This is a genomic window from Vibrio hibernica (assembly GCF_015223435.1).
Classification (GTDB): Bacteria; Pseudomonadota; Gammaproteobacteria; order Enterobacterales; family Vibrionaceae; genus Vibrio; species Vibrio hibernica.
Window position 1 is genome coordinate 182,662 of the sequence record NZ_VHKO01000001.1, and the last position, 23,131, is coordinate 205,792.

The following is a 23,131-nucleotide window of genomic DNA, read 5'->3' on the forward strand; positions in this document are numbered from 1 at the left end:
TTCAAGTGCCAATCGTACATACCCTATTTACTTAGGTATTTTATGGTGTTTCTAATTATTCTTATTGCTTACGTAGTAAGTAAATGAAGTAACCACCGCCAATTAATGACGCTAATAACCCCGCGGGAACTTGCCATGGAAACCAAATATTTCGCCCAAGCCAATCGGCCAATAGCATGATATTACTACCAATAACACACGCTAATAGCATTTGATGTCGAGCGGTATACTGCCCCAACGATTTCGCCATATGTGGCGCTAATAAACCAACGAAACTAAGCGGGCCAACAACGATCACCGCCAAAGCCGTCAGTAATGAGGCCAACAACATTAACCATTGACGTACGCGATAGGTATTCACCCCAAGCGCACTTGCCGTAATATTTCCCATCGCCATTAAATCCAACCAGCGGTGACATAAAAATAATCCCGCAGCCAACACTATTGTTCCAAGTACTAATACCAAAGAATCTGACCAAGCAACCAAATATGTTGAACCTGATAACCATGCTAATAACGCTTTCACTTGTTCATTACCACTGGCCAGTGATATTCGAATTAAAGAGTCTAAAAACGCACTTAATGCCACTCCGGTTAATAACATTCTGGTAGGTGATAATTGGCTTTTTCGACTTAACCACCACACCAAAAACATCACAGATAAAGCCCCTGCACCGCCCAGTAATAACTGTTCAGCTCGGCTAATAGATCCAAAAATCAACACGCCTAATACTAATGAAAAAGCCGCACCAGAGCTGATACCTATGACTTCTGGGCTAGACATTGGGTTACCCGTGATCCGCTGAATAATGCTGCCGGCTAAAGCTAAAGAAGCACCGGCAAACACCGCAACAATCACTCTCGGTAGTCGTAAATCGAGTACCGTTGCAGACCAAGAAAATTGCCACCCTAGCTGACTTTGTCCGATAAAAAGTGATAGACACAATAAAATAACAAGTACTGTGATCGATAAAATAAAAACCGGTACAAAAGCTTTATCAACAAAATATGGATCTGGGGTGGCTTCAAATTTTTGACTTGAAGACCATGATTGCTTGCTTAACAACCACAATAAGCATGGCGCTCCAATTAAAGCTGTCACCGCTCCCGTTGGTAATAAATCGCCAGCAATCCCAGTAAACTGCATCACCACCAGATCAGTAAGCAGCAACAATACTGCACCGACTAATGTACTGATAATCAGTTGGCTTACCATACGTCGAGCACCAAGTAATTTTGCCAAAGCAGGTGCAACCAAACCTATAAAACCGATGATCCCGACTTCACTCACAATGCTAGAAGTAACAAACACAGCAACGATTAATGCCGAGATCCGTAATACACCTACTTTTACGCCCATTGAAGAGGCAATATCTTCCCCTAACTGAATAATTGAAAGTGGTCTTTGGATCAGCATTAACACGACTAAAGCCAATAAAATTTGTGGTAACAGATGCTGAACCCCAAGCCAATCATTTTGATCAAGTGCTCCCGCTCCCCAAATAAATAATCCGGTTAGTTGCTGTTCATTAAATAAGATCAACACCATATTTAATGCCCCTAAAAACAGAGTTACCACCATTCCTGATAACACCATTTGTAGTGGCGCGAAGCCTTTTCTTACCGTCAGTAAAAACACCAATCCTGTCGCCAATAATCCGCCAATAAAAGCAAAAGATTGGGGAGTTAACCAAAATAAAATTGAATGCAACGCACTCCAATCGGCTAATGGTAATAATAATGCAACGGCAATACCCAGTTGAGCACCAGATGCCACACCTAAGGTTGTTGGAGAAGCCAGTGGGTTTCTTAATACCGTTTGCATCACACACCCCGCCATCGCAAGCCCGGCACCGCACAAGATAGCCATCGCTAAACGAGGAAAAAAACTGTAATGCAAAATAACGTGTTGATAGCTATCAAGATCAGGCGACAGCAGAACCTCACTCCATTGAGAGAACGGCAATGGATAAGGCAAACTAACCGAAATCAATCCAGTAATGATTGCCGTCACTATCAGCATGAACAAAACCGACTTCAACAAATAGGCACAATTTGCGCTGTTGGTTTTTAAAACTGAGATAGATAACGTCATTATTTAGCCTGCATCGTTAACTGGCGAGTCACTTCATCACTCAATCGCTCGGCCGCTTTAAGACCACCAAAGGTCCAAACTGGCGGCAATGCATATACTCGATTTTCTCGAACAAATTTCATGACCTTCCAGATGGGGTTACCGGTTAATACACTTTTGTCTTTTTCGCTCAGAGGACCAAAATAGAAAACCCTCGAATTTTGTAAAGGTGCTAATTGTGAAATCGTCGCAGAACTAAACCCCCAGCTATTTCCCATCGGCTGCCATGCATTGTTTAATCCCATTTGAGTAATGGTTTCACCTGCCAGTGAATTGGATGCATGAACCCGAATATGTTTATCACCAATAAAGCGAATGAGTAATAGCGGTGTTTGCGAAGTATTATGCAATTCAATATTGGCTTTATTGGTTGTTAGGGTTTGATCAAATTCATCGATCACTTGTTGAGCTCGAACCGTGCGATCAAACACTTTACCCAACGTCAATAGTTGGGCCTTTGCCGCTTCTAAAGGTTTATTCTTTGGGGTATATACACTCAAGACCATCGTGGGTGCAATCGCATTTAATTTTTCATAAGCTGGGCTCATCGCGTCACTCATTAAAATTAAATCTGGTTTCATTTGGGCTAAAAGTTCTAAATTAGGCTCTCGTCTTGATCCCACACTGATCACGTCATTTGGCAAGCTCGGTTCCACGACCCAACTTTGGTAACCTTTTACATCTGCCACACCATAAGGAATAACGCCCAATGCTAAAAGATGCTCAGTTAATACCCAATCTAGTGCGACAACTTTAATTGGCGTCGTTTTCAACTCAACACTTCCCATTTCATGTTCAAAGCTTTGAGCCTTAGCACTCAAAGCAATAAGAAACAAAATGGCACCAAGAAAACGCATTTTCATCTTCATTCTTTCCTTTTGTTCCCGAGCATTAACTCCAGAACTATTTTGAATACATCATTTATTGACGAATATATTGATTAGCGGATGTAGCTTATTGAATGTCCCGTTTCTGGGTGAATAAATAAATCCAGAGGAATTCCGTAAATAGAATGCAGCACGTCTTGCTGCATAAGCTCTTGCGGTGAACCGCTTGCTAATATTTTCCCTGAATGCAACGCCACCATATGATCACTAAAACGTGCCGCCATATTAATATCGTGCAATACCATGATGACCGTCATACCTAAGCTTTGATTTAATTCACGGATTAGCGCGAGAAGTTCATATTGATGTGCCACGTCCAATGCTGATGTTGGTTCGTCCAGTAAAATACATTCACTTTTTTGTGCCAATAACATTGCCACCCAAGCTCGTTGTCTTTCACCGCCAGACAAAGTAGCAACAAAGCGGTCTTGCATATGAGTTAATCCGACCTGTTCAATTGCTTGATCGATAAACACTTCGTCTTGAGTGCTATAACGCCCAAACAAGCCTTTCCATGGATAGCGCCCAAAACGCACCAGTTCACGAACCTTTACACCATCGGTGACTGGTGGATGCTGAGGTAAATAAGACACTTTCAATGCGAACTCTTTAGCTGATAAATCGGATAATTTACTTCCGTCAACCAAGATCTCACCTTGAGTCGCCACTTGCTGTCTCGCGAGCATTTTGATCAACGTTGATTTACCACTACCATTATGACCAAGCAAACTGGTCACTTTTCCTCTCTCAAAACCAATCGTAGTGGGACTCAGAATCGTTTTATCTTGAGTACTAAATGCAACATCTGTTAACTGAAACATACACCGAAACCTAAATGAACTATTTATGAACCTATTTTCAACGCAGAGATAGTAATGATTATCATAAGCAATATCAATTGAACTATGCCTTTATACCTAAATTAGCTCACAAATAAAAATTATTTACGCCATTACCATAACAATAATGGATTACTAATCGGCTCGGCTAATTCAGGCAAAGGACGCTCACTACTATCCCCTAGTCCAATTTTAAACCGCACTTTGTTTAAACAAATTTTGTCTATTTTATCCGTGAAAAGATTCAACAATTCATAACGAGAACTTAGCTCTGGATGCTGAGATTGATAGCTTATAAGCGTGCGGTGCAATAGCTGATAAAACTCAACTTCAGTAACTCCAAGGTTTTCTAACCAAGGCGAAACAAAACGTAAAACAGTGACAAAATGTCCGGTTAATAAGTCATGGATCAGATAATGAGCGGGCAAACGAACAAGGTTATTTTGAATATCTTGATCTAAGTTTTCTAGTTCAGAAAAAGGTTGATCGATCAGACGTAAATCACCATGAAAATCTTTAATCAAACAGCCTACTGGACGGTTATCTTCCAATACTAAAGTAACATTTTGACCATGCGCAACGATGCCAACGCCATATTTCGCCATTAAGTGATAAATCGGTACCACCACATGTTGAAACAGATCTTGCAACCATTGCTTAGCAGGTAAACCCGATAATAAAATTAATGCTTCAATGCACGATGTTCCTTCTCCATCGGCTTGCATTAACGTTGCCATGGAGAGTGGTCGTTGATTGGTTGACAACAAACTTTCTGCTCGCTCGCGCCAAATACAGCCCAACATTTCTTGGTATCGATATGGGCCCTCAATTTTAGACTGATGCGGATGCGGGCAATACACGCCCCCTATTTCTTGCTGCACGCGCAAACCACAAGCCTTTAGCACGGGATCGTTATTAGCTATATCAACCAACCACACAGAAATTCGAGCGCCATGAGCAATATATTTCCCGGGAATCCCTCGATAACAAGATGTATTTAGAATCGTTAACGCGGTTTTTACATCAACATCAACTGAAGAACTTTCCGCGGTTAAGGTTCGAATTGACTGTTGAGTAATCCACTTCATTGAGGTGGAGCCTAACTCGATCAATTGTTGTTGCATAAAATACTGAAGAAATTGGCTTTTTAAATAACGCTGTAATTGCCAAGGATGGACGAGGATAATATCAAACTGCTCTAACCCACCTTTAGGCAGTTGGCAAATCAATGCTTGCCATTCTTCATTTGAGACAAAAGACTCAAATAAATTTTGCGACGTTAAGCCGGCCTGAAAACCTGAGATAGAAATAGACTTATCAACGGCCAGAAAGTGCAGCGAGAAAGAGCTGCCCGACTCAGGTGAATATTGTACTAATTCCGTTTCTCCCCACCCAAGTCGACCTTTATTCGCGATCAATTTAGGGTGAGCATCAAGATATTGTTGACGCGTTATCTCATCCATCTGAACGATATCTTGCGCCGTCACACCTTGCTGCGCTTTCAAGCACCGTACCTCGCTCCAAAGTGTTTGCTGTGTTTCCTCAATCAAGCCCGCTAAATTCATATCTGATATTGACAATCTAGTTTGTAAATCCAATAACAAATCATTCAATAGTGGAATATCACCGTGGCTAGTCATAATAGAATCAGGCTTGATCAACAACATTCCCCACACGCTGAGTTTTGCGTTAAAAGACCAAAAATGATCGCCACATTCCAATTGAAACACCTGACCTTTAACCCCTTTTGATGCCAAAGTTTGGGCCGTCATTGGGGGGTAATTGATGAGCTGCTCAAAATGAATTTCACTCAATGTTTTTGCGATTAACTTACGATTAGCTTGTTGCCAAAACTGATGATCCACGCGTCCTCCTAAATCATAATACCTTGATAAAAGTAGGTTTTATTTCATCTCCAAAAACATGAAGCACGAAATATTCACCAAGAATTTACATCAATGTATTGACATCAGACCCAAAAATCAACAAATATAATGATAATTATTCGCATTATCATTTGAAGATTAAATTATGTGGTTATTCGGTTCATTATTAACATTAGGCGTCAACCAAACACTATTGATTGCGCTGCTGCCTCAAATTGCGATGCTTTTCGATGTCGATGCTCAGAGTAACAATCTTGGTTTGATTGCCATTGCCATCAATGTGAATTTAATCAGTTACTGGATTGGATCTGGTTTGTGGGGAAAATATCTTCATAAGATGAGTTTGTTGCAAGCCTATTTCGCGGCTTCCCTCGGCTATATTCTTTGCCATATTTTATTCATCAGCGCCCTATTCCACGTCTCCGAACCACAGTTATGGTTAGCTGCATTAAGCCGATTTGGCTTAGGATTATTTAGCAGTGCATTCATGCCGATTGGACAAACTTACCTTGCACACAAACAACCGCCCGCGCTCAATAAATTATCGCAATTAAGTGGCATGGCAACATTAGGTCGATTACTTGGACCCACGCTCGTCTTCTTACCGCTTTCGTTACCCACCATGTTATTACTCACTCTCATTCCGGTATTAACGAGCTTGTTGTTGATTAAATGGTTTGTAAAAGACTCACTAACTCTCACCACTCATCAGCAAGTTTCACATAAAACCATAGGAAAAACCTCAGCATGGCAATTAGCTAAACATCACCAATTAACGTTTATAACCGCATGTTTAACCACCATGTTAGTCGCGGTTTATCAATTGATGTTGATCCCATACCTAGGTCAATTGGGTTTCAATGACCAAAAAATTTCTCATTATCTGGCCATGCTAATGCTAGGGATCAGCTTATTGATGGTAATAAACCAACTCTGCCTTATCCCCCATGTCGTTAACTTCTCCAACATCACTTGGCATAGTATCTTTTGGTCATTACTTGTCACCGCAGCACTACTTATTTTCACCCAACATGATTTAAGCGCTTTAGTGGCATTAAGCGTCACTTTAACTATCGCACTATCAACGTTACCAGCTTGGTATTCAAAACAACTTTTATCCATCCAAGAAAATAAGAATGACACCAGCCAACTCAGTGGATTATTGGCGCAATCCCACTCGTCAGGTCATCTAATTGGTACCGGTTTCGCCTCATTGTTCTTATATCTGCATTGGAATGTTGAACATTTATTACTCTTCTGCATCGCTATATTACTCATTTTTACGATTCAACTCAGACGTAAACATAGACTTTCAGCGCCTTCACGCAGCTTGAGTCAAAGCTAACACTTTAGACGTTATTTAACGTAATCATTTTATCCACTCAATACCGATTTTAAATAAGGGAATGTCATGTCACTTGAACAGCCATCTTCACATCATCACGAACTCAGCTTACAGAGCTTTTTTAACAGCTTTTCAATGGAAACAGATTCTTGCCAGCTCCATCACCGAACATTATTTATTCCATTAGGAGAAAAGCAACTTGCCTTGCCATTAAGCTACCAATCTCACCTTGGTCGACATCGTTATAAAGGTGACATTTACCTTTGTCGTAACGCTATTACTGATTCACTTTCACAAACTGACCGGATTGAGTTTTCAGCCTCTATCCAACACATCGTTGAGCATTACTTTCCACAAGTGAATGATGAAAAACGCGATCGATTCTTTAACCGTGTTGGCGAGTCAAATCGTTATGTAAAAGCGGCTTATGAATCGCTCATGTCAAGGCAAAACACAAACTCAATAGATGCTTTTATTCAATCAGAACAAGCATTAATTGGTGGCCATAGTATGCACCCTGCTCCCAAAAGTTGTGAGCCACTGACTATTGAGGAGCAACATGCTTATTTACCCGAATATGGACAGACATTTGCAATTGAATGGTTTGCGGTTGACCCTAAATTTGTTGCGACACAACGAAATAATCAAGGTGATACACAAGCGCTTTACCACACTTTCAAACAATTATTGCGTGAAAATCTTAATCTTGATGGTAAAGCGGAAATGCCATTACCCACTTTAATTGAACAAGGTTGGTTAGCACTCCCAATGCATCCATTACAAGCGCAAGCATGGCGTAGAAGTCAGCATGATACTGATCTCAGAAAGCATGTTATCGATTGTGAAATTGCCACTCAAGGTTGGACGGCAACATCATCTAGCCGAGCAATTTATCACCCAGACTTAGCTTGGATGCTGAAGGTTTCTTTACCCGTAAAACTGACTAATTCACTTCGACTTCTCACAGAAAAAGAAGTCAAACGAGGAGTGCAATTTAGCCAATTATTGCAAACCAATGCAGGCAAAGAAATGCTGCAACGTATGCCAAATACTGAGTTCCTACAAGAACCAATGTGGGCGTCAATAAAATCTCTCGAAGGGGAATGCTTAGATCTTCCTTTGGTGTGTTTACGAGATAACGTTTTCTTTAAATCAAATAACAAAGCCAGTTCGTATTTGTTGGCGAGCGTGAATCAGAACATCAATAATCATAGCCAAATTGGGGATTGGGTAAAGGCCTACGCCAACGCAGAAAATATCAGTTTGCAACAAGCGGCACATCAATGGTTATCTTGCTTTATGGACAATGTGATTGCGCCGCTATGTATTGCTCGTAGTGATTACGGCATCATTTTATTAGCTCACCAACAAAATATTTTGTTAGATATTAAAAACAATCTGCCTACTGGCATGAAATACCGAGATTGCCAAGGCATCGCACTCACTGATATCGCTTTAACTCGTTTTTCAAATTTATTTGAGGGACAGCAGCCTGAGTATTTTGTGTCGCAAGATCAAGTTAATCCTTATTTAGCTTATTATTTAATCGGCAATAGCCTACTCAATACCATTACGGCTATTTGCGCCGATCACCAATTAGATGAGCGTCCATTATGGACAGTATGTCAGCATAGTTTTTCAGCCTTGCGCCAAGCTCACCCGAAAGATCCCAGTTTTTATGACTACTTGTTATCGTCGCCAACTTTACATTGGAAGCGGAACTTCTTCTGTTTCTTATCTGATCTCAATGAAGCCACCTTGGACGATCCAAGTCAGATTTACTGCCAAATCTCTAATCCATTTTATGACTCTGAGCCAAAACCTCGTATTTATAAACCACTGCCCCTTAATCAACCTTCAAATTCACTGTCATCCTCACCTTCAGGCGCGTCCCAGCAACGCAACGTGTGCATTGAAACCTTAAGCCATTTAGATGATGGCGAACAAGTGCATCAACGTTACCGCCTTTATGAACATGGCATTAATCAAGGTGAATTTGATGTTATTCGTCATCTTGGTGGTACTCATTTAGACGCAGAATTTAGTGATACGTTAATGTGGTGGAGCGCCCTAGAACACGCTTTTTATCTTTATAACGATACTGATATTTCAAGCAACCAATGGCCTGAATTTGCCAAACCACATTTAAGCGATAACAAAATGTCGCGAGCGATTTTTTTGCAAGTAGCGCCTATCTGGCATCAAGCACATGACCGCCAAAGTCGGTCTAGCCAATCCAACACTAACCAAAGTATCAGCGACATACCCAGTTCAACCCAGATCGCGGCCAATGGTATTTCCCACCCGACACGCCCCGGTAAACCCGTGGGCCAAGTCTTTCAACGCTACTGTTACCACTTAAAACGCAATCTATCATTTCGAACGGTAGATATTGAGCGTGATTTGCCGATTTTTCACCAATGGCACAATCACTCACAAATCCACCCTGTTTGGGAACTAGAAGGCAGTATCGCTATGCACCGAGAGTATCTACAAAAGATGACTCAAGATCCGCACCAATTTGCGGTGATTGGTGAGTTTGATGGCGTCGCTTTCGGGTATTTTGAAGTGTATTGGGCGCCAGAAGATCGTCTTGGACCTTATTACGAATGCCAAGATTTTGACCGTGGAGTGCATATTCTCGCGGGTAATTTTGATTATCGTGGCGGCACCTTTTTCGATGCTTGGGGGAAATCCATTTTACATTACTGCTTTTTAGATGAAGCACAAACCATGCGAACCGTAGGCGAACCCAATGCCAAGAATCACCGCGTGGTAAAAATAACTGAACGTATTGGAATGAAAAAACAATTCGAATTTGATTTCCCTCATAAACGCGCGGCCTTATTGCAATGCGAACGTGGCGACTTTTTTAACCGCGTACTGTTCTAAAACCTCAAATCTAAAGGAAAAGATGATGACTACCCCACAGAAACTAGACCCAATGTTAGACTGTATCGGCATCGGCTTAGGCCCTTTCAACTTGAGTATTGCCGCATTGGCAGATCAAGACAAAACTCAGTTGAGTACTCGATTCTTAGAACGTAAACCCTCTTTTAGTTGGCACCCAGGTTTACTTTTAAGTGATGCTAAAATGCAAACCTCTTTTTTAAAAGACTTAGTAACCGCTATCGATCCCACTAGCCAATACAGTTTTTTAAATTACCTGGTGACCCAGCAAAAATTCTACCCTTTCTGCGCCTCTGGCCAGTCGGTCATTTCACGCTTAGAGTTCTCAGATTATTTAGCATGGACTGCGCATCAACTGCCCAATGCACAGTTCGATTGCAACGTGAAAAATGTTGAGTATAAAGACGGCCAATTTACCGTTAGCTCAGAAAATGACACCTTCACTAGCGAGCATTTAATCATTGGAACGGGAATGCAGGCTTATGTGCCAGAATGCATAAAAGGCCAATTATCTAGCACCTGTTTCCACGCTAGCGAATTGGCTTTACGTGCGCCGGATCTCACAGGAAAACGGGTCGCTATTATTGGCGGAGGTCAAACTGGCGCGGATATTTTCCAACATACATTTGATCAGCACTTTGGCAAACCTGCACACATTGAATGGATCACTCGCCGTCCTAACATCGAACAATTAGATGAAGGTTGCTTCACTGACCAATATTTTATGCCCGATTACGTCAATCACTTCTATCCTCTTGATCAAAAGAGTAAGCAGCAAGAAATTACCCATCAGAAGCTTTCAAGTGACGGCGTCACATCCGATTGTTTGCAAAATATTTACCAACGCTTATATCACGATAAATATGTACTCAGAAATACTAAATGGTGGGCAATTAAACCTCATCAAACCTTGGTGGGAAGCCAATATAGAAATGGATCATACCAACTAGAAATCCAGCATGGGCTGAACAAAACTGTGGATAATATTCAAGCCGATGTTGTTATTCTTTGCACCGGATTTACCCACGATTTACCGGCTTGTTTTGACAACTTAAAACACTTGATGATCACCGATCAACATAATCGTCTCATATTAAGTTCAGATTACTGTTTACAGTGGAAAGGGATGCAAACCAATCACATCTATATTGTAAATTCTGGCACTCATAATCACGGTATCGCCGAGCCTCAACTTAGCCTAGCCGCTTGGCGAGCCGCCAAAATAATTAACCATTTAACACAACGATCAGTTTATCCATTAGCGGAAAATCAAAATATTCTAGATTGGGGGTTGGATGTTGAACCGCAACACGATTTAGCCGCAGTAAGCTCGATGTAATACGTATAGAGCCGATACCTATAAAGCTTAGGCATCTGAAGTATCCACCGCATTAATGAGACTTCAGTTCTAAAATCAACATATCTGAGAACTAGACTCGCATTAAAAAAGCAACCCATTAATTTGGATTGCTTTTTTATTTTAAAATCGAGTTAAATTACTTCTTTTTAAAAACAGGATTAGCGTACATCTCGATTAGTTTCGCTTGTGCATTTTCTGGTAATTGACGTAATTTCGCCGCCAATGTTGCCTTTGTTTCGTCTGTAATTGAATCGCTCTTATGACCTGCTGCCAAAAGATTAATCGGGTACAATCTATACAGATCGTGAATTTGTCGGTCGATCTCTTGGGCTAATAAGTCAGGGGTTTCGAAATCACCAGTGACAACGTCACCAAAGCTTACATGAACTCGCCCTTTCTCCCCAATTATACCCGTCACAATACTTTCAATATCTTCAAACTCTGTTTTTTGATAATGACCATTGGCTTCCATTTGGTATAATTCGTTCGCTTTTGCGACATCAAGTGGATCGTTTTCATAAGAAATCGATACCGGCACAATCTTCAACGACTTTACATAATCTGAAAATGGTATTTTTTGACGACGCCCTTCGACATGGAACATCTTTAAGATTGCAGGCTCCGTCATATCATTACCATCTTTAGCTCGCCCTTCACGTTGAGCAATCCAAATCGAATTATTTGTATCTAAAGAATGTTTGATATAGGCCGAAAGCTGGCCCAATGTTTTCATCATCTCACGTGGGCCTTTCGCTGAACGTTTAACAATAAAGCTTTTGTTTAGCTTCATCATTTCAGTTGCACAAGGCATTTTTAATAAATTATCACCAATTGCAATTCTCATTGTTCGATGACCCGCATTATATAAGCCCCAGTTGACAAGTGCTGGGTCCATAGCAATATCACGGTGATTAGAGATAAATAAGTATGCTTGGTTTGGATCTAAATTTTCTAGACCAGTATAGGTGACCCCATTAGATGTTTTATCTAACGTTGATCCCATAAAATTTTTCACTTCAAATTGAATATCATCAACACTTTTTAGCTTCGACCATTTTAACTTGAGATAAAACTTGATAATTGGCGAGACCAATTGCTTAAACCAAGCTGATTTATGGGAAAACCGATACTTAATGATGGCATTAATAAAATCAGCATCATTAATTAGCCGATCTAACGCGGCAGGGATCTCATCATCATTATAAGGACGAATTTCTTTATACGGATCGTTATCAATACTCATTATTTACTGCTGTTATGAATAGAACGTAATTTGCACAAAATTGTAGTTAGCTCGACGACTTCACCTATCTTTTTAGGTAACCATTAACACAACTATGCAAAGCTTAAACTGGAGACGTAAAGTACCTGAATTAGCGCCAATAGTGAATAAGAAGATAGCTCAGTTTTGCTATCTTCGATCTTTTTAGTATAGTTTTTTGATATTTTAACCACAAAAATTGGCATCAGGTTTAAGAAAACGCTAGTCTTAGCCTCTCTTACTAGAAGCCTGAACTCTGCACATGAATTATCTCATTTCCCACACTCGTACCCAATATCCATTTCTTGTCAGCACGGCTAGAAGAAAAACCACCAAACATCGACTCATTTATATTGAACAAGGCCACATCATTGTTCGTTTGGGGAAAGAAGAATATATATTTACAACCGGACAAACTCTATGGCTACCAATAGATTGCTTGGTTGCGATAAGCTATTTACCAAATACAAACGTGACTGAAATAGAGATATCTATCCGATCCCAGAGAAACTATCCTTATCAAGCGGGCTTACTGCGCGGCTCAGAACTTATCACCGCTATCGTAAATAAGCTTTGCCATCTCCAGTTTTCATCAAATGATACTGCGCTAAAGGCTTTATATTCCGTTTTTATTGACGAAATAACATCTAATGAATATCAAAAAGAAAAAATACCACATCTTAATGATAATCACACAACGGCATTACAAGGCTTTAGTGATAAAACTGAGCATCACCAAATACAAGTTGCATTAAAAGTTCGAGAAGCCTTTAAAATGCAACAGTCAGGAAAACATCGTTCTGTTATTATTAATACCCTATTTGCAGGTAATGACACTCAAGCAGATCAGCTTTGTCGCTTAATTGCTAATCAAACTTTATAAAGCTGATTTTCCTCAATAAATTGCCGAACTGACGCAGTAGTTAGATGTGAAATGTTTACATTTTGACTACAGTTTCGGCGAATATCACTGCTTCTCACGGCTAATTTTTCAGGACACGCTAACACTGACCAACGCTGAATAATTTCATCGTTTTTATAAAACTTAGAGAAATTCAAAAAATTATCTGGCCCTACAACAAACGTCAGCTCAGCGTCTGGATACATTTCTTGTAAAGCACAAAGCACCTCAAACGTCGTTACGGAATAGTTATCACTTTTTTGATGATCTTGATAAAGCTGACTTTCAATACGCGATAATTTAACTTTGGTGAATGCCATATCAGCAATAAATCTCTCTACCATCTGGCAGCGAACATTAAACTCCAGCATGGACTTTCCCCAAGCATGAGCAATACTGGGCACTAACAATATTTGGTCAAAATGCATTAATGATGAAATAACCGATTGATGCCCCAAACTCGGTGGATTAAATGCACTGCCAAATACCGCTATGGTAGCCATGTTGATTTCCCTATAAACAATAATTCAATGTATTAATCTCAAGTTTACCACCGAAAAGCGTTGATTCGAACTGGAAACCCTAACCCTTTTGAGTATATGATTAAAATGACTTAAATTTGCTGGTAATAAGGAATCATCATGGAGCCACACATTCGCCAAGAAATGCGCGTACAGCCATCTATTGATGCACAATTTGAAATTTCTCGTCGAATTTCATTTATCAAAAATCGTCTTCAAGCATCCGGTTGTAAAGCATTAATATTAGGGATTAGCGGTGGCGTTGACTCCACCACTTGTGGTCGTTTAGCTCAATTAGCGATCAATCAATTGAATCAAGAATTATCAACTAACGATTATCAATTTATTGCAGTTCGTCTCCCTTATGGTGAACAGAAAGATGAAGATGAAGCACAATTAGCCCTCTCTTTTATTCAGCCAACACATTCTATCTCGGTTAATATCAAAGCCAGTGTCGATGGAATGAATAATGCTACACACCAAGCACTCAAGCATACTGGACTACTTCCAACCAAAGCTGAAAAATTGGACTTTGTGAAAGGGAATGTAAAAGCACGGGCACGCATGATCGCTCAGTACGAAGTTGCAGGTTATGTAGGAGGCTTAGTATTAGGGACGGATCACTCAGCCGAAAACATTACTGGTTTTTATACCAAATTTGGTGATGGTGCATGTGATCTTGCTCCTCTATTTGGCTTAAATAAGCGCCAAATCCGTCAAGTTGCAGCGCAGTTAGGCGCCCCAGAATCATTAGTGAAGAAAATTCCAACCGCTGATCTAGAAGAGCTCGATCCTCAAAAAGCAGATGAAGCCGCATTAGGCCTAACTTATGACCAAATTGATGACTTTCTAGAAGGTAAATCGGTATCCAAAGAAGCGTCTGATCGCTTAGTGAATATTTATAATAAGACACAACATAAGCGTCAACCGATTCCCACTATTTATGATAATGAGTAATTAGGAATAAAGTAGGCTCCCAAATTCACATAAGGGAGCCTTTAAGTCAGCGGTAAAATTCAATTACTGCTTAGTTACTTAGTTACCAACTATTGCTTGATGCCTTCAACATAAAGATCTAAATCAACATAGCTAGCACCCGCCATGATTTTAATACCAAAATCTTTTAATTCCAGACGAGTCGTGCCTTTAAACCCAGCTCTCTCTTTACCCCATGGGTCATTACCACCACCAATAAACTCTGCATCAATCGTTATTGGCATTTTCTTCCCATGCAGATCCAAAGTTCCATCCACGGCTAATTTCCCATCACCTTTATCGGTAACTTTCGTACTGGTAAATGTGACTTTCGGGAATTTGTTAGCATCTAAAAAGTCATCGCTACGAATATGCTTATCACGATCAGCTTGGTTGGAATCTACGCTGCTCGTATCAACGATAACATTTACTTTTGACGCTGAAATATTGCTCGGATCGTAAGAAAAAGTGCCATCAAATGTATTAAAACGACCTTGAGTAAAACTATAACCCAGATGGCTAACTCGGAAGTTAACCGAAGCATGCGCCCCTTTTGTGTCAATAGCGTAATCTGCCGCAATCGCACTCATAGGAACAACCATGGCGGCACATAAACCTACGGTCGTTAGATATTTTTTAATTCCTGTTTTTATCATTTTATAACTCCTGTCATTTTTCGTAGAGTATCGTCTTTATTAATAAAGTGATGTTTTAGTGAAGCCGAGGCATGTATCACAGCTAAAGCAATGAGCACGCAAGCAAAATAATAATGAAGCAAACCCGAAATATCCGATTGGTCTTCAAACAACGCACCAAGAGATGGCACAGTAAACCAATCAAAAATATCGATTCCTCTTCCATCAGAAGTTGAAATCAAATAGCCCGAAATAAAGATACTAAACATCAGTAAGTACATCAAAGCATGAGCAACTTTAGCAGCACCCTTTTCAAACTGCGTCCCATCAATAATGGGTGAGGCCGTTAACAACATCCATATAACTCTAAACATCGTTAAACCAGAGAGTAATAAGCCAACCGATTTATGCCAATGAGGCGCATCTTGATACCAAGCGCTATAATAATCTAAGTCCACCATCCATAAGCCGGAAGCAAACAAACCAATAATCACCAAAGCTGCAACCCAATGGTTTACTTTTGCAATTCGATTGTACTTTTTTACATGACTTTTCATCTATTGAAACCTTCTCATCATAGCGCTGGAACATCAAAAGCACTTATTAATAAATGTAACATTTGTATTCAAATGTTAATAATAAAAATTAATCAGCAACCAATTGAAATAAAATCTTAAATTGACTGGTCTTAATTATTACTTGATTCGTATTGATCAAACAATGTAATTAAAACGTTATGAAAAAAGGAACTTGTTATGTTAATAAAAAACGTTCTTTCGTGGCAACTCAAAGAAAGCCAATCAACACCAGAAACGATCTATAAACAACGACGAGACATTGTAAAGAAACTTGGCATTGCGGCTGCCATAACACCGTTTGCATCTAATGCACAAGCTGGACTGTTTGATGTTTTTTCACAGAAGAAGGATTCCGCTCCTGAGGTTGATCCTCGCCAAGCTCTTAAAGGCATTGCATCTCCTTTATCGAGTCAAGGTTTGGAATTAACGCCTGAATCAAAAGTGTTAACCTACAATAATTTTTATGAGTTTGGTGCAAGTAAAGGTCAGCCATCTGAACTCTCAAAAGGATTTAAAACCCGTCCTTGGACAATAGAAATCACTGGAGAAGTCACGAAGCCAGTCACGCTTGATATTGACGATATTATGAAAAATATGTCCATTGAAGAGCGGATCTATCGTCATCGATGCGTTGAAGCCTGGTCAATGAATGTGCCGTGGCTTGGATTTACTTTAGCCAGCTTACTTAAATTCGTCCAACCCACGAGCAAAGCTAAATATGTCGCATTTGAAACGCTTTACGATCCAGAACGCATGCCAGGACAAAAGTCATATTCTGTTGGTGGTGGTATTGATTACCCTTACGTAGAAGGCCTCACCATAGAAGAAGCAATGAACCCTTTAACTTTAATGACAGTTGGCTTATATGGAAAAACTTTAGCGCCACAAAATGGAGCCCCACTACGCTTAATTGTTCCATGGAAATATGGTTTTAAAGGTATTAAATCAATTGTTAAAATACATCTACTAGAGCAAAGACCACCTACGACATGGAATTTATTGGCTTCGAATGAATATGGTTTTTATGCCAATGTTAACCCAAATGTTGATCATCCAAGATGGAGCCAAGCAAGTGAACGCTTTATCGGTGAGGGAAGTTTATTTAGCTCGCGTAGACAAGATACTTTGATGTTTAACGGTTACGGTGAACAAGTAGCATCACTTTATAAAAACCTAGATCTAAAGAAAAACTATTAAACGGAAGGTATGTATGAGATTAACGCCCAAGCATACAATATGGATCAAAGTTGTCATACATACTGGGCATATCTTTGCATTTGTATGGCTATTTTTTGCTGTCAGTAATGGATATTTAGGCGCAGACCCAGTCGAGCCAATCATCCACTTTACAGGTAAAGCGGCAATTAATAGCTTACTTATTACCCTGCTTATCACGCCATTGGTACAACAATTCAAACTAGGTGCGTTAATAAGAGTCCGTCGTTTGCTTGGCGTTTATACTTTTGTATGGGCGCTTCTACATTTAAGCAGCTTCGCATGGTTAGATTTGGCGCTAGAGTGGCAGTTATTAGGCAGCGAAATAATCAAACGTCCCTATCTTGTTATCGGCGCGATTGTATGGATAATTTTATTTTTGCTCACGTTGACGTCAACACAATCAATGCAGAGAAAGCTGGGGAAGAAATGGCAACAGTTACATAACTGGGTTTATATCGCCGCAATCCTTGCTCCAATTCATTACTATTGGTCCGTGAAATCTGGCATCGTTGAGCCTATTATTTATTTAATGATTAGCTTTATTTTGCTGTACCTACGCCGACAAAAAATCAAACGTTGGTTAAATATAAAAACGGCCAAGTAGTATCAAGACTATGTACGATACAGAACCTTAACTACATGCCATCCAAACTTTGTTTTTACTAATTGCGGCGTTAGGATCTCTCCAGAAAAACAGGCTTTATCGAAAGCAGGTACCATAGCACCCTTTTGGAACTCACCAAGATCGCCGCCTTTCTTTCCTGATGGGCATGTTGAATATTTTTTTGCCAAAACTTGAAACTTAGCGCCTTTTTTAAGTTGAGCTAAAATATCTTGAGCTTGAGATTCATGCTTAACCAGAATGTGTAGTGCAGCAGCCGTTCTTGCCATTGGTAACCTCGTATTTATTGGTTAGGATAAAAATAAAAAAGCGCTGAGATTAATCAGCGCTATTAAGAAATATGTTATTGCCGTTTAAAAATACAGGCGGACAACCGAAACGACGACGCAACCTGGGCGACGAATACCATCAATCTCGACCTTAACTTCACGTTCAATCTCTAAACCGCGTTTAATCGGTGTCACTTTTAAAAGCTTGCTGCGAGCACGAACTTGATTTCCTGCCTTTACTGGATATGGAAAACGAACTTCATTTAACCCTACATTTACGGTCATTTTTGCAGTAGGAAATGGTGGGTTTTTCTCATCGACACTATCAGTCAAGCGAGATAATAACGATAACGTTAAAAAGCCGTGTGCAATGGTGGTTTTAAAAGGCGACTCTTCTGATGCACGATCTGCGTCAGTATGAATCCATTGCATATCTTCCGTTACTTGGCCAAATGCGTTAATACGATCTTGATCAACCGACAACCAATCGCCAACATGAAGCTCTTGACCAACTTTTGCACTTAACTCGATATAAAGCGCTTCAGCGTCTTCAGAAAGTTCAATTTCAGGTACGGCAACAGGAGCGACTTCTTCATTAATTGCGGGCTTTTGATGCTCTTTAAGCCAAGGGAAAATTTGTTGAGAATTCGCTCTATTAATAAAATCAGTCCAGTAAGCTCTTAACACTGGTGACATCAGTTCTTTTAAATCAAACTGATGCTTCGCTAGCGAATCTGTTTTGTGTTTTATAATATCAACGACTTTCATAATGAGTCTTTGCCCTTTTTATCTATCACAACTCTTACCAGTTGCTAAATTATCTATAATTTTGAATCACTTCACAAAACTGTGCAAATACTTTCGAGCGTACAAGTGTATTCGCAACGTATAAATTCATTATAAAACAATAGATTAAATATTTTATTAATTTAACGCTTTGACACACTAGTGACATAAATTGATGTTAATCAAACAAAGTATTGATTTTATTATAGTGTAGATATGCCATTTTCCAGTATGAACTATGCAATATCGAACAAATAACATAAGAAAATAAATCATATACGTTCAAGACTTAGTTAGAGGTTAGAAAAACTGAAGTCATAAAGGTGAGAATTTTGGGGCAATAAAAAAGGCTCACCATAAATGGTAAGCCTTCGTTATAGATGGTGCCCCGGGCCGGACTTGAACCGGCACAGCGCGAACGCCGAGGGATTTTAAATCCCTTGTGTCTACCAATTCCACCACCAGGGCACGCAATTCTTATTGCGATGCGCCTAACTGTAAAGTTAAGACACCATCTGGATATCGCTATTGCAATACCACTTCAATTTTTATCTCACAGTAGGTGTTTAGTAACATCTTCCGTGGGAACGAGGTGTACTTTACTCGACTGACAAAATGAGTCAACAATAAATTTTGTTTTTTTGATTCAACCGATCAAAAAGCATACTCAAGCGGTGATATTACAAACAAGGCGACGGTAAAAGCAGCAAATAATACGAAGTTAATATCTACTTTTGTTTCACAAAGCGCTGCCCTACCGTTGGAACATAAGCCCAATGATGATCAAAAATATTCATTAACTCTGGATTTGCGTATTTAGACAAGCTAATAGCATGAAAGCGATTTTTATTTAATTTAAGTTTATCTACATGAGCAATCATATCTTTCGACTGTTTTGGGGCAATAAAATCGGACAAAATCACCAAGTCAGCATTGGTATATTTATCGCTCTCCATTTGAGTTAAAGCCGCAGTAATCGCGGGTGATAAATCCGTTCCACCATGAAAGGTATAAGATAAAAAGTCACTCGCTTCTCTTAATCCATCCGGCCTGGTCAATTCATAGGTAACGTAATCGGTTGAAAATAAAACGACAAAGCAATCCCGATCTTCAGCTAAGGCAATTTGCATTAATGCGAACGCAATCGCTTTAACACATTGCTCAGGAAAGCCTCTCATCGAGCCGGACGCATCCACACAAATAATAAATGGCCCTGTATCATCTTCAGCTTTACTTGGTATAGGTTCTTGAGCCTGCACTTTTCTCACCTTGCGCGCTTTACCTTGCATTTTATAATTCATTAATCGTTTATCAATAAGATGTTTATAGAAGACAACTTCAAGCTCGGGATAAGCTAAAAATAGCGTTTCATTGGGTAGGAGTTTGTTGAGATCATCACTTTCATGAATACCGACAATATCATCGGTAGCTTGTTCTGAAACTTCATCTTGATATTGGATCCCTTGCGCATAAAGTTTTGGCTGTTCAGGATCGATGTCATCCTTCGCCATTCGGCCTAAACTCTCCGCAATATCTTGCAGTTTAGGGTGCTTCCTCAAAAAATCAGCTTGTTCTTTCATTACCGACCAATCCGATTTAGAAAGGGTGGCTGAAGACATATCCCATAAGCGCCCAGCAATAGAACCATTATTTGTATCAGGATCAACTTTATCCATATTTTTTAAGGTATCTATACGCTGATACAAATCTTCTAGCTGATCCGCTTTTTCCTCTTCTAAAGCATCTTGTTGCACCTTTTTTACCGCTTCGAGAATATGTTGATACCATTGATGGCAGAAATAATGCGGCAGCATAGGATTTAATTTAGCGCCTGATTCAGACACCAAACGATGCGCTTTAGGATAAAATGATGAGATTGATTTCAATTGGCTCAATAAGTCATCAGAACGATTCAAAAACTCATTTTCCTGCCAATGAATAACTTGTTGATATAGTGCTAATTCTGTTTGTAAATCGGGCGAGGGCGTAACATTAACCACCGTTTTAGTTGCTTTCCTTTTCCACTTCTCGAGTTGATTCCTGACCAACGACGCAACATTTTTATTCTCTTCCATAAGAGGCATTAATTGTGAGCGCGCCATTAAATCATGAAAAGCGGCCTCAATGACCTCCGCATCCGCTAGAATAACGGCAATATCAAGCGCATCAATTCCTAGCATCGTTTATACCTGCTCACCTTTAATTTTCGCTTAAATACACTCATTCAAACGCTTCATTCAAACGTACAACTTTACTTAATGCTAACTCGCTAAGTTCCAATACCGATTCAATTAAAGTATCTAAGTCCTGTAAACTCGATTCAATCATTAATGGAAGATCTTTGTCTAAGAAATTATGCGGTAACGAACTATGAAAATCACTACGCGATTGGTGTAGATTGAAACTGATACCTTTTAATTCTTTTGTCATTTGTTCCGCGACACCATGCCAATCATTTAAGATCTCTTGTTTAAAACCTTGCTCAGTGGCCAATGCAATGGGTATGGAACGGTTGGCAATATCTTTAATCACTAAATGTTGCTTATGATCCACTTCTAAACGGAATCGGCATAACGTCGTTTTCTTATTAACAAAACCATAAGCATCTCCTCCTCCATCTCGAATTATCTGCTCGAGTTCTTTATAAGGTACATACACCCAACGGCTATCACCTGAATCACTTTCACTGACCGACATATTACTTTGTAACAGTATTAGCTTAACTAAGTCAGAGCTAGTGGCGACTTTATATTTCTTAGCGTCAGAAAGTGCATATTGGTAAATATTCTTACGGCGTAATGTTCTTTCCGTCTCAGCCGATAGCACCATGGCGTACTGCTTAATGATTTCATTATCAAAATCCGTCATTTTAGCTTGTTGCAACTCAACCTCTTGCTGAATAGAAGTCTGATCATATGCATGTTGAATCGCAAAATTGGATATGCACTCCCGAACCACCACTCGAGATTGAGGAGAATTCCATAGGCAATCTTGCAGGAGTAGCAGATCGAGAGAGTTAATGTCATCACGCCCATTAAAATAGGCGCTCGCTTTTAATAATTTAACGGCCTTTTTCCATCTGCGATCAGAAACATACATATCATCTCCCGCCTCACCAGCTGCATTTTCTTTTGCCTCTAACATCGACTTTAATTGATATAGTTTTTCAAACATGGAGTCAGTAAGAGACAACTGCTCCAGTTCTTGCAGCCATAACTGATACTCTTCATCCTTGATAGCTAACCCCTCAGGGATCACCGCTTCTTGTTGTGTTCCAACCGTTAACATAGCGCGAAAATTTTGTTTATTTTGAATTCGATTCACAAACACTCGTACCAGCATGCGATCATATAAAGCCTCTAATCCGCTGTCTTCATCTGGTAATTCGTTAGATGCTGAGATTAATAAACGCATTGGAACCGGCTCTATATCATTCCCATTTTTAAACGTTTTTTCGTTCACCACGGTTAATAAAGTATTCAAAATAGCCGGGCCAGCTTTCCAGATTTCATCCAAAAAAACCACTTGTGCAGTCGGTAAGTAACCGTCAGTTAAACGGACATAACGACCATTATCTTTTAATTCCTGAATACTTAGCGGGCCGAAAACCTCTTCAGGTGTTGAAAACCGTGTCATTAAATATTCAAAGTAATGACTATTGTCAAATGCCTGGATCAGACGTTTAGCGATTAAGCTTTTCGCTATCCCTGGAGGACCAAGTAAAAAAACACTTTCACCCGATAAAGCCGCCAATAAGCATAATTTGATCGTCCCTTCTCTTTCATAAACACCATCAGACAAAGCTTGAACTAATTTATTAATACGTTCGGAAAGTAGCGATCGTTGAGAGGCGGTGCGATTTGAAGTGGCTAATAAATGAATTTGAGTACGATCCATACGCTTTCCTTTTGAATGCATTTCATACGGAAGAAAATGATAAAATAAACAAGCTGTTTAACGGGTTATATGACGATTACGCTTGAATTTAACAGCCTAGATGGCAC

At 39.8% G+C, this 23,131-nt stretch carries 19 protein-coding genes and 1 tRNA gene; 7 read left to right on the forward strand and 13 right to left on the reverse strand.

The window, feature by feature from the left end; translation table 11 throughout:
* Positions 1-61: 61 nt before the first annotated feature.
* The 4 genes from fhuB to FH976_RS00825 all read right to left on the reverse strand — a co-directional run bounded on the left by fhuB (position 62) and on the right by FH976_RS00825 (position 5,725).
* Positions 62-2,095: a Fe(3+)-hydroxamate ABC transporter permease FhuB gene (gene fhuB, locus FH976_RS00810; RefSeq protein WP_194089003.1), complete on the reverse strand. Its 2,034-nt coding sequence runs from the start codon at positions 2,093-2,095 to the stop codon at positions 62-64.
* Positions 2,095-3,003 (reverse strand): ABC transporter substrate-binding protein, encoded by a 909-nt coding sequence (locus tag FH976_RS00815; RefSeq protein ID WP_407701619.1) that lies wholly within the window; start codon positions 3,001-3,003, stop codon positions 2,095-2,097. The genes fhuB and FH976_RS00815 overlap by 1 nt, the downstream gene beginning before the upstream one ends.
* Positions 3,004-3,074: 71 nt before the next feature.
* On the reverse strand, positions 3,075-3,842 hold the full coding sequence (locus FH976_RS00820) for an ABC transporter ATP-binding protein (RefSeq protein ID WP_194089005.1): 768 nt from the start codon (positions 3,840-3,842) through the stop codon (positions 3,075-3,077).
* 131 nt (positions 3,843-3,973) lie between these two features.
* Entirely contained in the window at positions 3,974-5,725 is a 1,752-nt protein-coding gene (locus FH976_RS00825) for an IucA/IucC family protein (protein WP_194089006.1), read from the reverse strand.
* A 166-nt stretch (positions 5,726-5,891) separates the two neighbouring features.
* Here FH976_RS00825 and FH976_RS00830 point away from each other — a divergent pair, with 166 nt between their 5' ends.
* The 3 genes from FH976_RS00830 to FH976_RS00840 all read left to right on the forward strand — a co-directional run bounded on the left by FH976_RS00830 (position 5,892) and on the right by FH976_RS00840 (position 11,340).
* Positions 5,892-7,091: an MFS transporter gene (locus FH976_RS00830; protein ID WP_194089007.1), complete on the forward strand. Its 1,200-nt coding sequence runs from the start codon at positions 5,892-5,894 to the stop codon at positions 7,089-7,091.
* A 66-nt stretch (positions 7,092-7,157) separates the two neighbouring features.
* On the forward strand, positions 7,158-9,983 hold the full coding sequence (locus tag FH976_RS00835) for a GNAT family N-acetyltransferase (RefSeq protein ID WP_194089008.1): 2,826 nt from the start codon (positions 7,158-7,160) through the stop codon (positions 9,981-9,983).
* A gap of 22 nt (positions 9,984-10,005) precedes the next feature.
* On the forward strand, positions 10,006-11,340 hold the full coding sequence (locus FH976_RS00840; protein ID WP_228767291.1) for a lysine N(6)-hydroxylase/L-ornithine N(5)-oxygenase family protein: 1,335 nt from the start codon (positions 10,006-10,008) through the stop codon (positions 11,338-11,340).
* A 157-nt stretch (positions 11,341-11,497) separates the two neighbouring features.
* Here the strand turns inward: FH976_RS00840 and FH976_RS00845 are convergent, their stop codons facing one another.
* Positions 11,498-12,604, reverse strand: a complete 1,107-nt coding sequence (locus FH976_RS00845) for a 1-acyl-sn-glycerol-3-phosphate acyltransferase (RefSeq protein ID WP_194089009.1) — start codon at positions 12,602-12,604, stop codon at positions 11,498-11,500.
* 280 nt (positions 12,605-12,884) lie between these two features.
* Between FH976_RS00845 and FH976_RS00850 the strand changes: the two genes are divergently transcribed.
* Entirely contained in the window at positions 12,885-13,505 is a 621-nt protein-coding gene (locus tag FH976_RS00850) for a hypothetical protein (protein ID WP_194089010.1), read from the forward strand.
* Here the strand turns inward: FH976_RS00850 and FH976_RS00855 are convergent.
* Entirely contained in the window at positions 13,493-14,026 is a 534-nt protein-coding gene (locus tag FH976_RS00855; RefSeq protein ID WP_194089011.1) for a nicotinate-nicotinamide nucleotide adenylyltransferase, read from the reverse strand. The two genes, FH976_RS00850 and FH976_RS00855, sit on opposite strands and share 13 nt — an antisense overlap.
* A gap of 138 nt (positions 14,027-14,164) precedes the next feature.
* On the opposite strand from FH976_RS00855, the gene nadE reads away from it, so the two are divergent.
* A complete protein-coding gene (nadE, locus tag FH976_RS00860; protein WP_194089012.1) occupies positions 14,165-15,001 on the forward strand; it encodes an ammonia-dependent NAD(+) synthetase in 837 nt (278 codons plus the stop codon).
* Positions 15,002-15,090: 89 nt separating this feature from the next.
* On the opposite strand, the gene FH976_RS00865 is transcribed toward nadE, so the two are convergent.
* Entirely contained in the window at positions 15,091-15,675 is a 585-nt protein-coding gene (locus FH976_RS00865; RefSeq protein WP_194089013.1) for a YceI family protein, read from the reverse strand.
* Positions 15,672-16,211 (reverse strand): cytochrome b, encoded by a 540-nt coding sequence (locus FH976_RS00870; RefSeq protein WP_194089014.1) that lies wholly within the window; start codon positions 16,209-16,211, stop codon positions 15,672-15,674. The genes FH976_RS00865 and FH976_RS00870 overlap by 4 nt, the downstream gene beginning before the upstream one ends.
* A 198-nt stretch (positions 16,212-16,409) precedes the next feature.
* Here FH976_RS00870 and msrP point away from each other — a divergent pair, with 198 nt between their 5' ends.
* Complete coding sequence (gene msrP / locus FH976_RS00875) at positions 16,410-17,429, forward strand: protein-methionine-sulfoxide reductase catalytic subunit MsrP (protein WP_194089015.1); 1,020 nt, start codon at positions 16,410-16,412, stop codon at positions 17,427-17,429.
* A 13-nt stretch (positions 17,430-17,442) separates the two neighbouring features.
* Entirely contained in the window at positions 17,443-18,054 is a 612-nt protein-coding gene (gene msrQ, locus FH976_RS00880; protein ID WP_194089017.1) for a protein-methionine-sulfoxide reductase heme-binding subunit MsrQ, read from the forward strand.
* 8 nt (positions 18,055-18,062) lie between these two features.
* On the opposite strand, the gene ppiC is transcribed toward msrQ, so the two are convergent.
* The 5 genes from ppiC to FH976_RS00905 form a co-directional block, all read right to left on the reverse strand.
* Positions 18,063-18,341 carry a peptidylprolyl isomerase PpiC gene (gene ppiC / locus FH976_RS00885; protein WP_190331610.1) on the reverse strand — a complete coding sequence of 93 codons (279 nt, stop codon included), beginning with the start codon at positions 18,339-18,341 and terminating at the stop codon, positions 18,063-18,065.
* An 84-nt stretch (positions 18,342-18,425) separates the two neighbouring features.
* Positions 18,426-19,109 (reverse strand): MaoC family dehydratase, encoded by a 684-nt coding sequence (locus FH976_RS00890; RefSeq protein ID WP_194089019.1) that lies wholly within the window; start codon positions 19,107-19,109, stop codon positions 18,426-18,428.
* Between the two features lie 399 nt (positions 19,110-19,508).
* A tRNA-Leu gene (locus FH976_RS00895) sits at positions 19,509-19,595 on the reverse strand.
* 260 nt (positions 19,596-19,855) lie between these two features.
* A complete protein-coding gene (gene viaA, locus FH976_RS00900) occupies positions 19,856-21,307 on the reverse strand; it encodes an ATPase RavA stimulator ViaA (protein WP_194089020.1) in 1,452 nt (483 codons plus the stop codon).
* 40 nt (positions 21,308-21,347) lie between these two features.
* Positions 21,348-23,024 (reverse strand): ATPase RavA domain-containing protein, encoded by a 1,677-nt coding sequence (locus FH976_RS00905; protein WP_194089022.1) that lies wholly within the window; start codon positions 23,022-23,024, stop codon positions 21,348-21,350.
* Positions 23,025-23,131: the final 107 nt, after the last annotated feature.

Coding starts and splice junctions, on each gene's coding strand:
- fhuB (WP_194089003.1), bottom strand. CDS start 2,095: ATGACGTTATCTATCTCAGTTTTAAAAACCAACAGCGCAAATTGTGCC.
- FH976_RS00815 (WP_407701619.1), bottom strand. CDS start 3,003: ATGAAGATGAAAATGCGTTTTCTTGGTGCCATTTTGTTTCTTATTGCT.
- FH976_RS00820 (WP_194089005.1), bottom strand. CDS start 3,842: ATGTTTCAGTTAACAGATGTTGCATTTAGTACTCAAGATAAAACGATT.
- FH976_RS00830 (WP_194089007.1), top strand. CDS start 5,892: ATGTGGTTATTCGGTTCATTATTAACATTAGGCGTCAACCAAACACTA.
- FH976_RS00835 (WP_194089008.1), top strand. CDS start 7,158: ATGTCACTTGAACAGCCATCTTCACATCATCACGAACTCAGCTTACAG.
- FH976_RS00840 (WP_228767291.1), top strand. CDS start 10,006: ATGATGACTACCCCACAGAAACTAGACCCAATGTTAGACTGTATCGGC.
- FH976_RS00845 (WP_194089009.1), bottom strand. CDS start 12,604: ATGAGTATTGATAACGATCCGTATAAAGAAATTCGTCCTTATAATGAT.
- FH976_RS00850 (WP_194089010.1), top strand. CDS start 12,885: ATGAATTATCTCATTTCCCACACTCGTACCCAATATCCATTTCTTGTC.
- FH976_RS00855 (WP_194089011.1), bottom strand. CDS start 14,026: ATGGCTACCATAGCGGTATTTGGCAGTGCATTTAATCCACCGAGTTTG.
- nadE (WP_194089012.1), top strand. CDS start 14,165: ATGGAGCCACACATTCGCCAAGAAATGCGCGTACAGCCATCTATTGAT.
- FH976_RS00865 (WP_194089013.1), bottom strand. CDS start 15,675: ATGATAAAAACAGGAATTAAAAAATATCTAACGACCGTAGGTTTATGT.
- FH976_RS00870 (WP_194089014.1), bottom strand. CDS start 16,211: ATGAAAAGTCATGTAAAAAAGTACAATCGAATTGCAAAAGTAAACCAT.
- msrP (WP_194089015.1), top strand. CDS start 16,410: ATGTTAATAAAAAACGTTCTTTCGTGGCAACTCAAAGAAAGCCAATCA.
- msrQ (WP_194089017.1), top strand. CDS start 17,443: ATGAGATTAACGCCCAAGCATACAATATGGATCAAAGTTGTCATACAT.
- ppiC (WP_190331610.1), bottom strand. CDS start 18,341: ATGGCAAGAACGGCTGCTGCACTACACATTCTGGTTAAGCATGAATCT.
- FH976_RS00890 (WP_194089019.1), bottom strand. CDS start 19,109: ATGAAAGTCGTTGATATTATAAAACACAAAACAGATTCGCTAGCGAAG.
- viaA (WP_194089020.1), bottom strand. CDS start 21,307: ATGCTAGGAATTGATGCGCTTGATATTGCCGTTATTCTAGCGGATGCG.
- FH976_RS00905 (WP_194089022.1), bottom strand. CDS start 23,024: ATGGATCGTACTCAAATTCATTTATTAGCCACTTCAAATCGCACCGCC.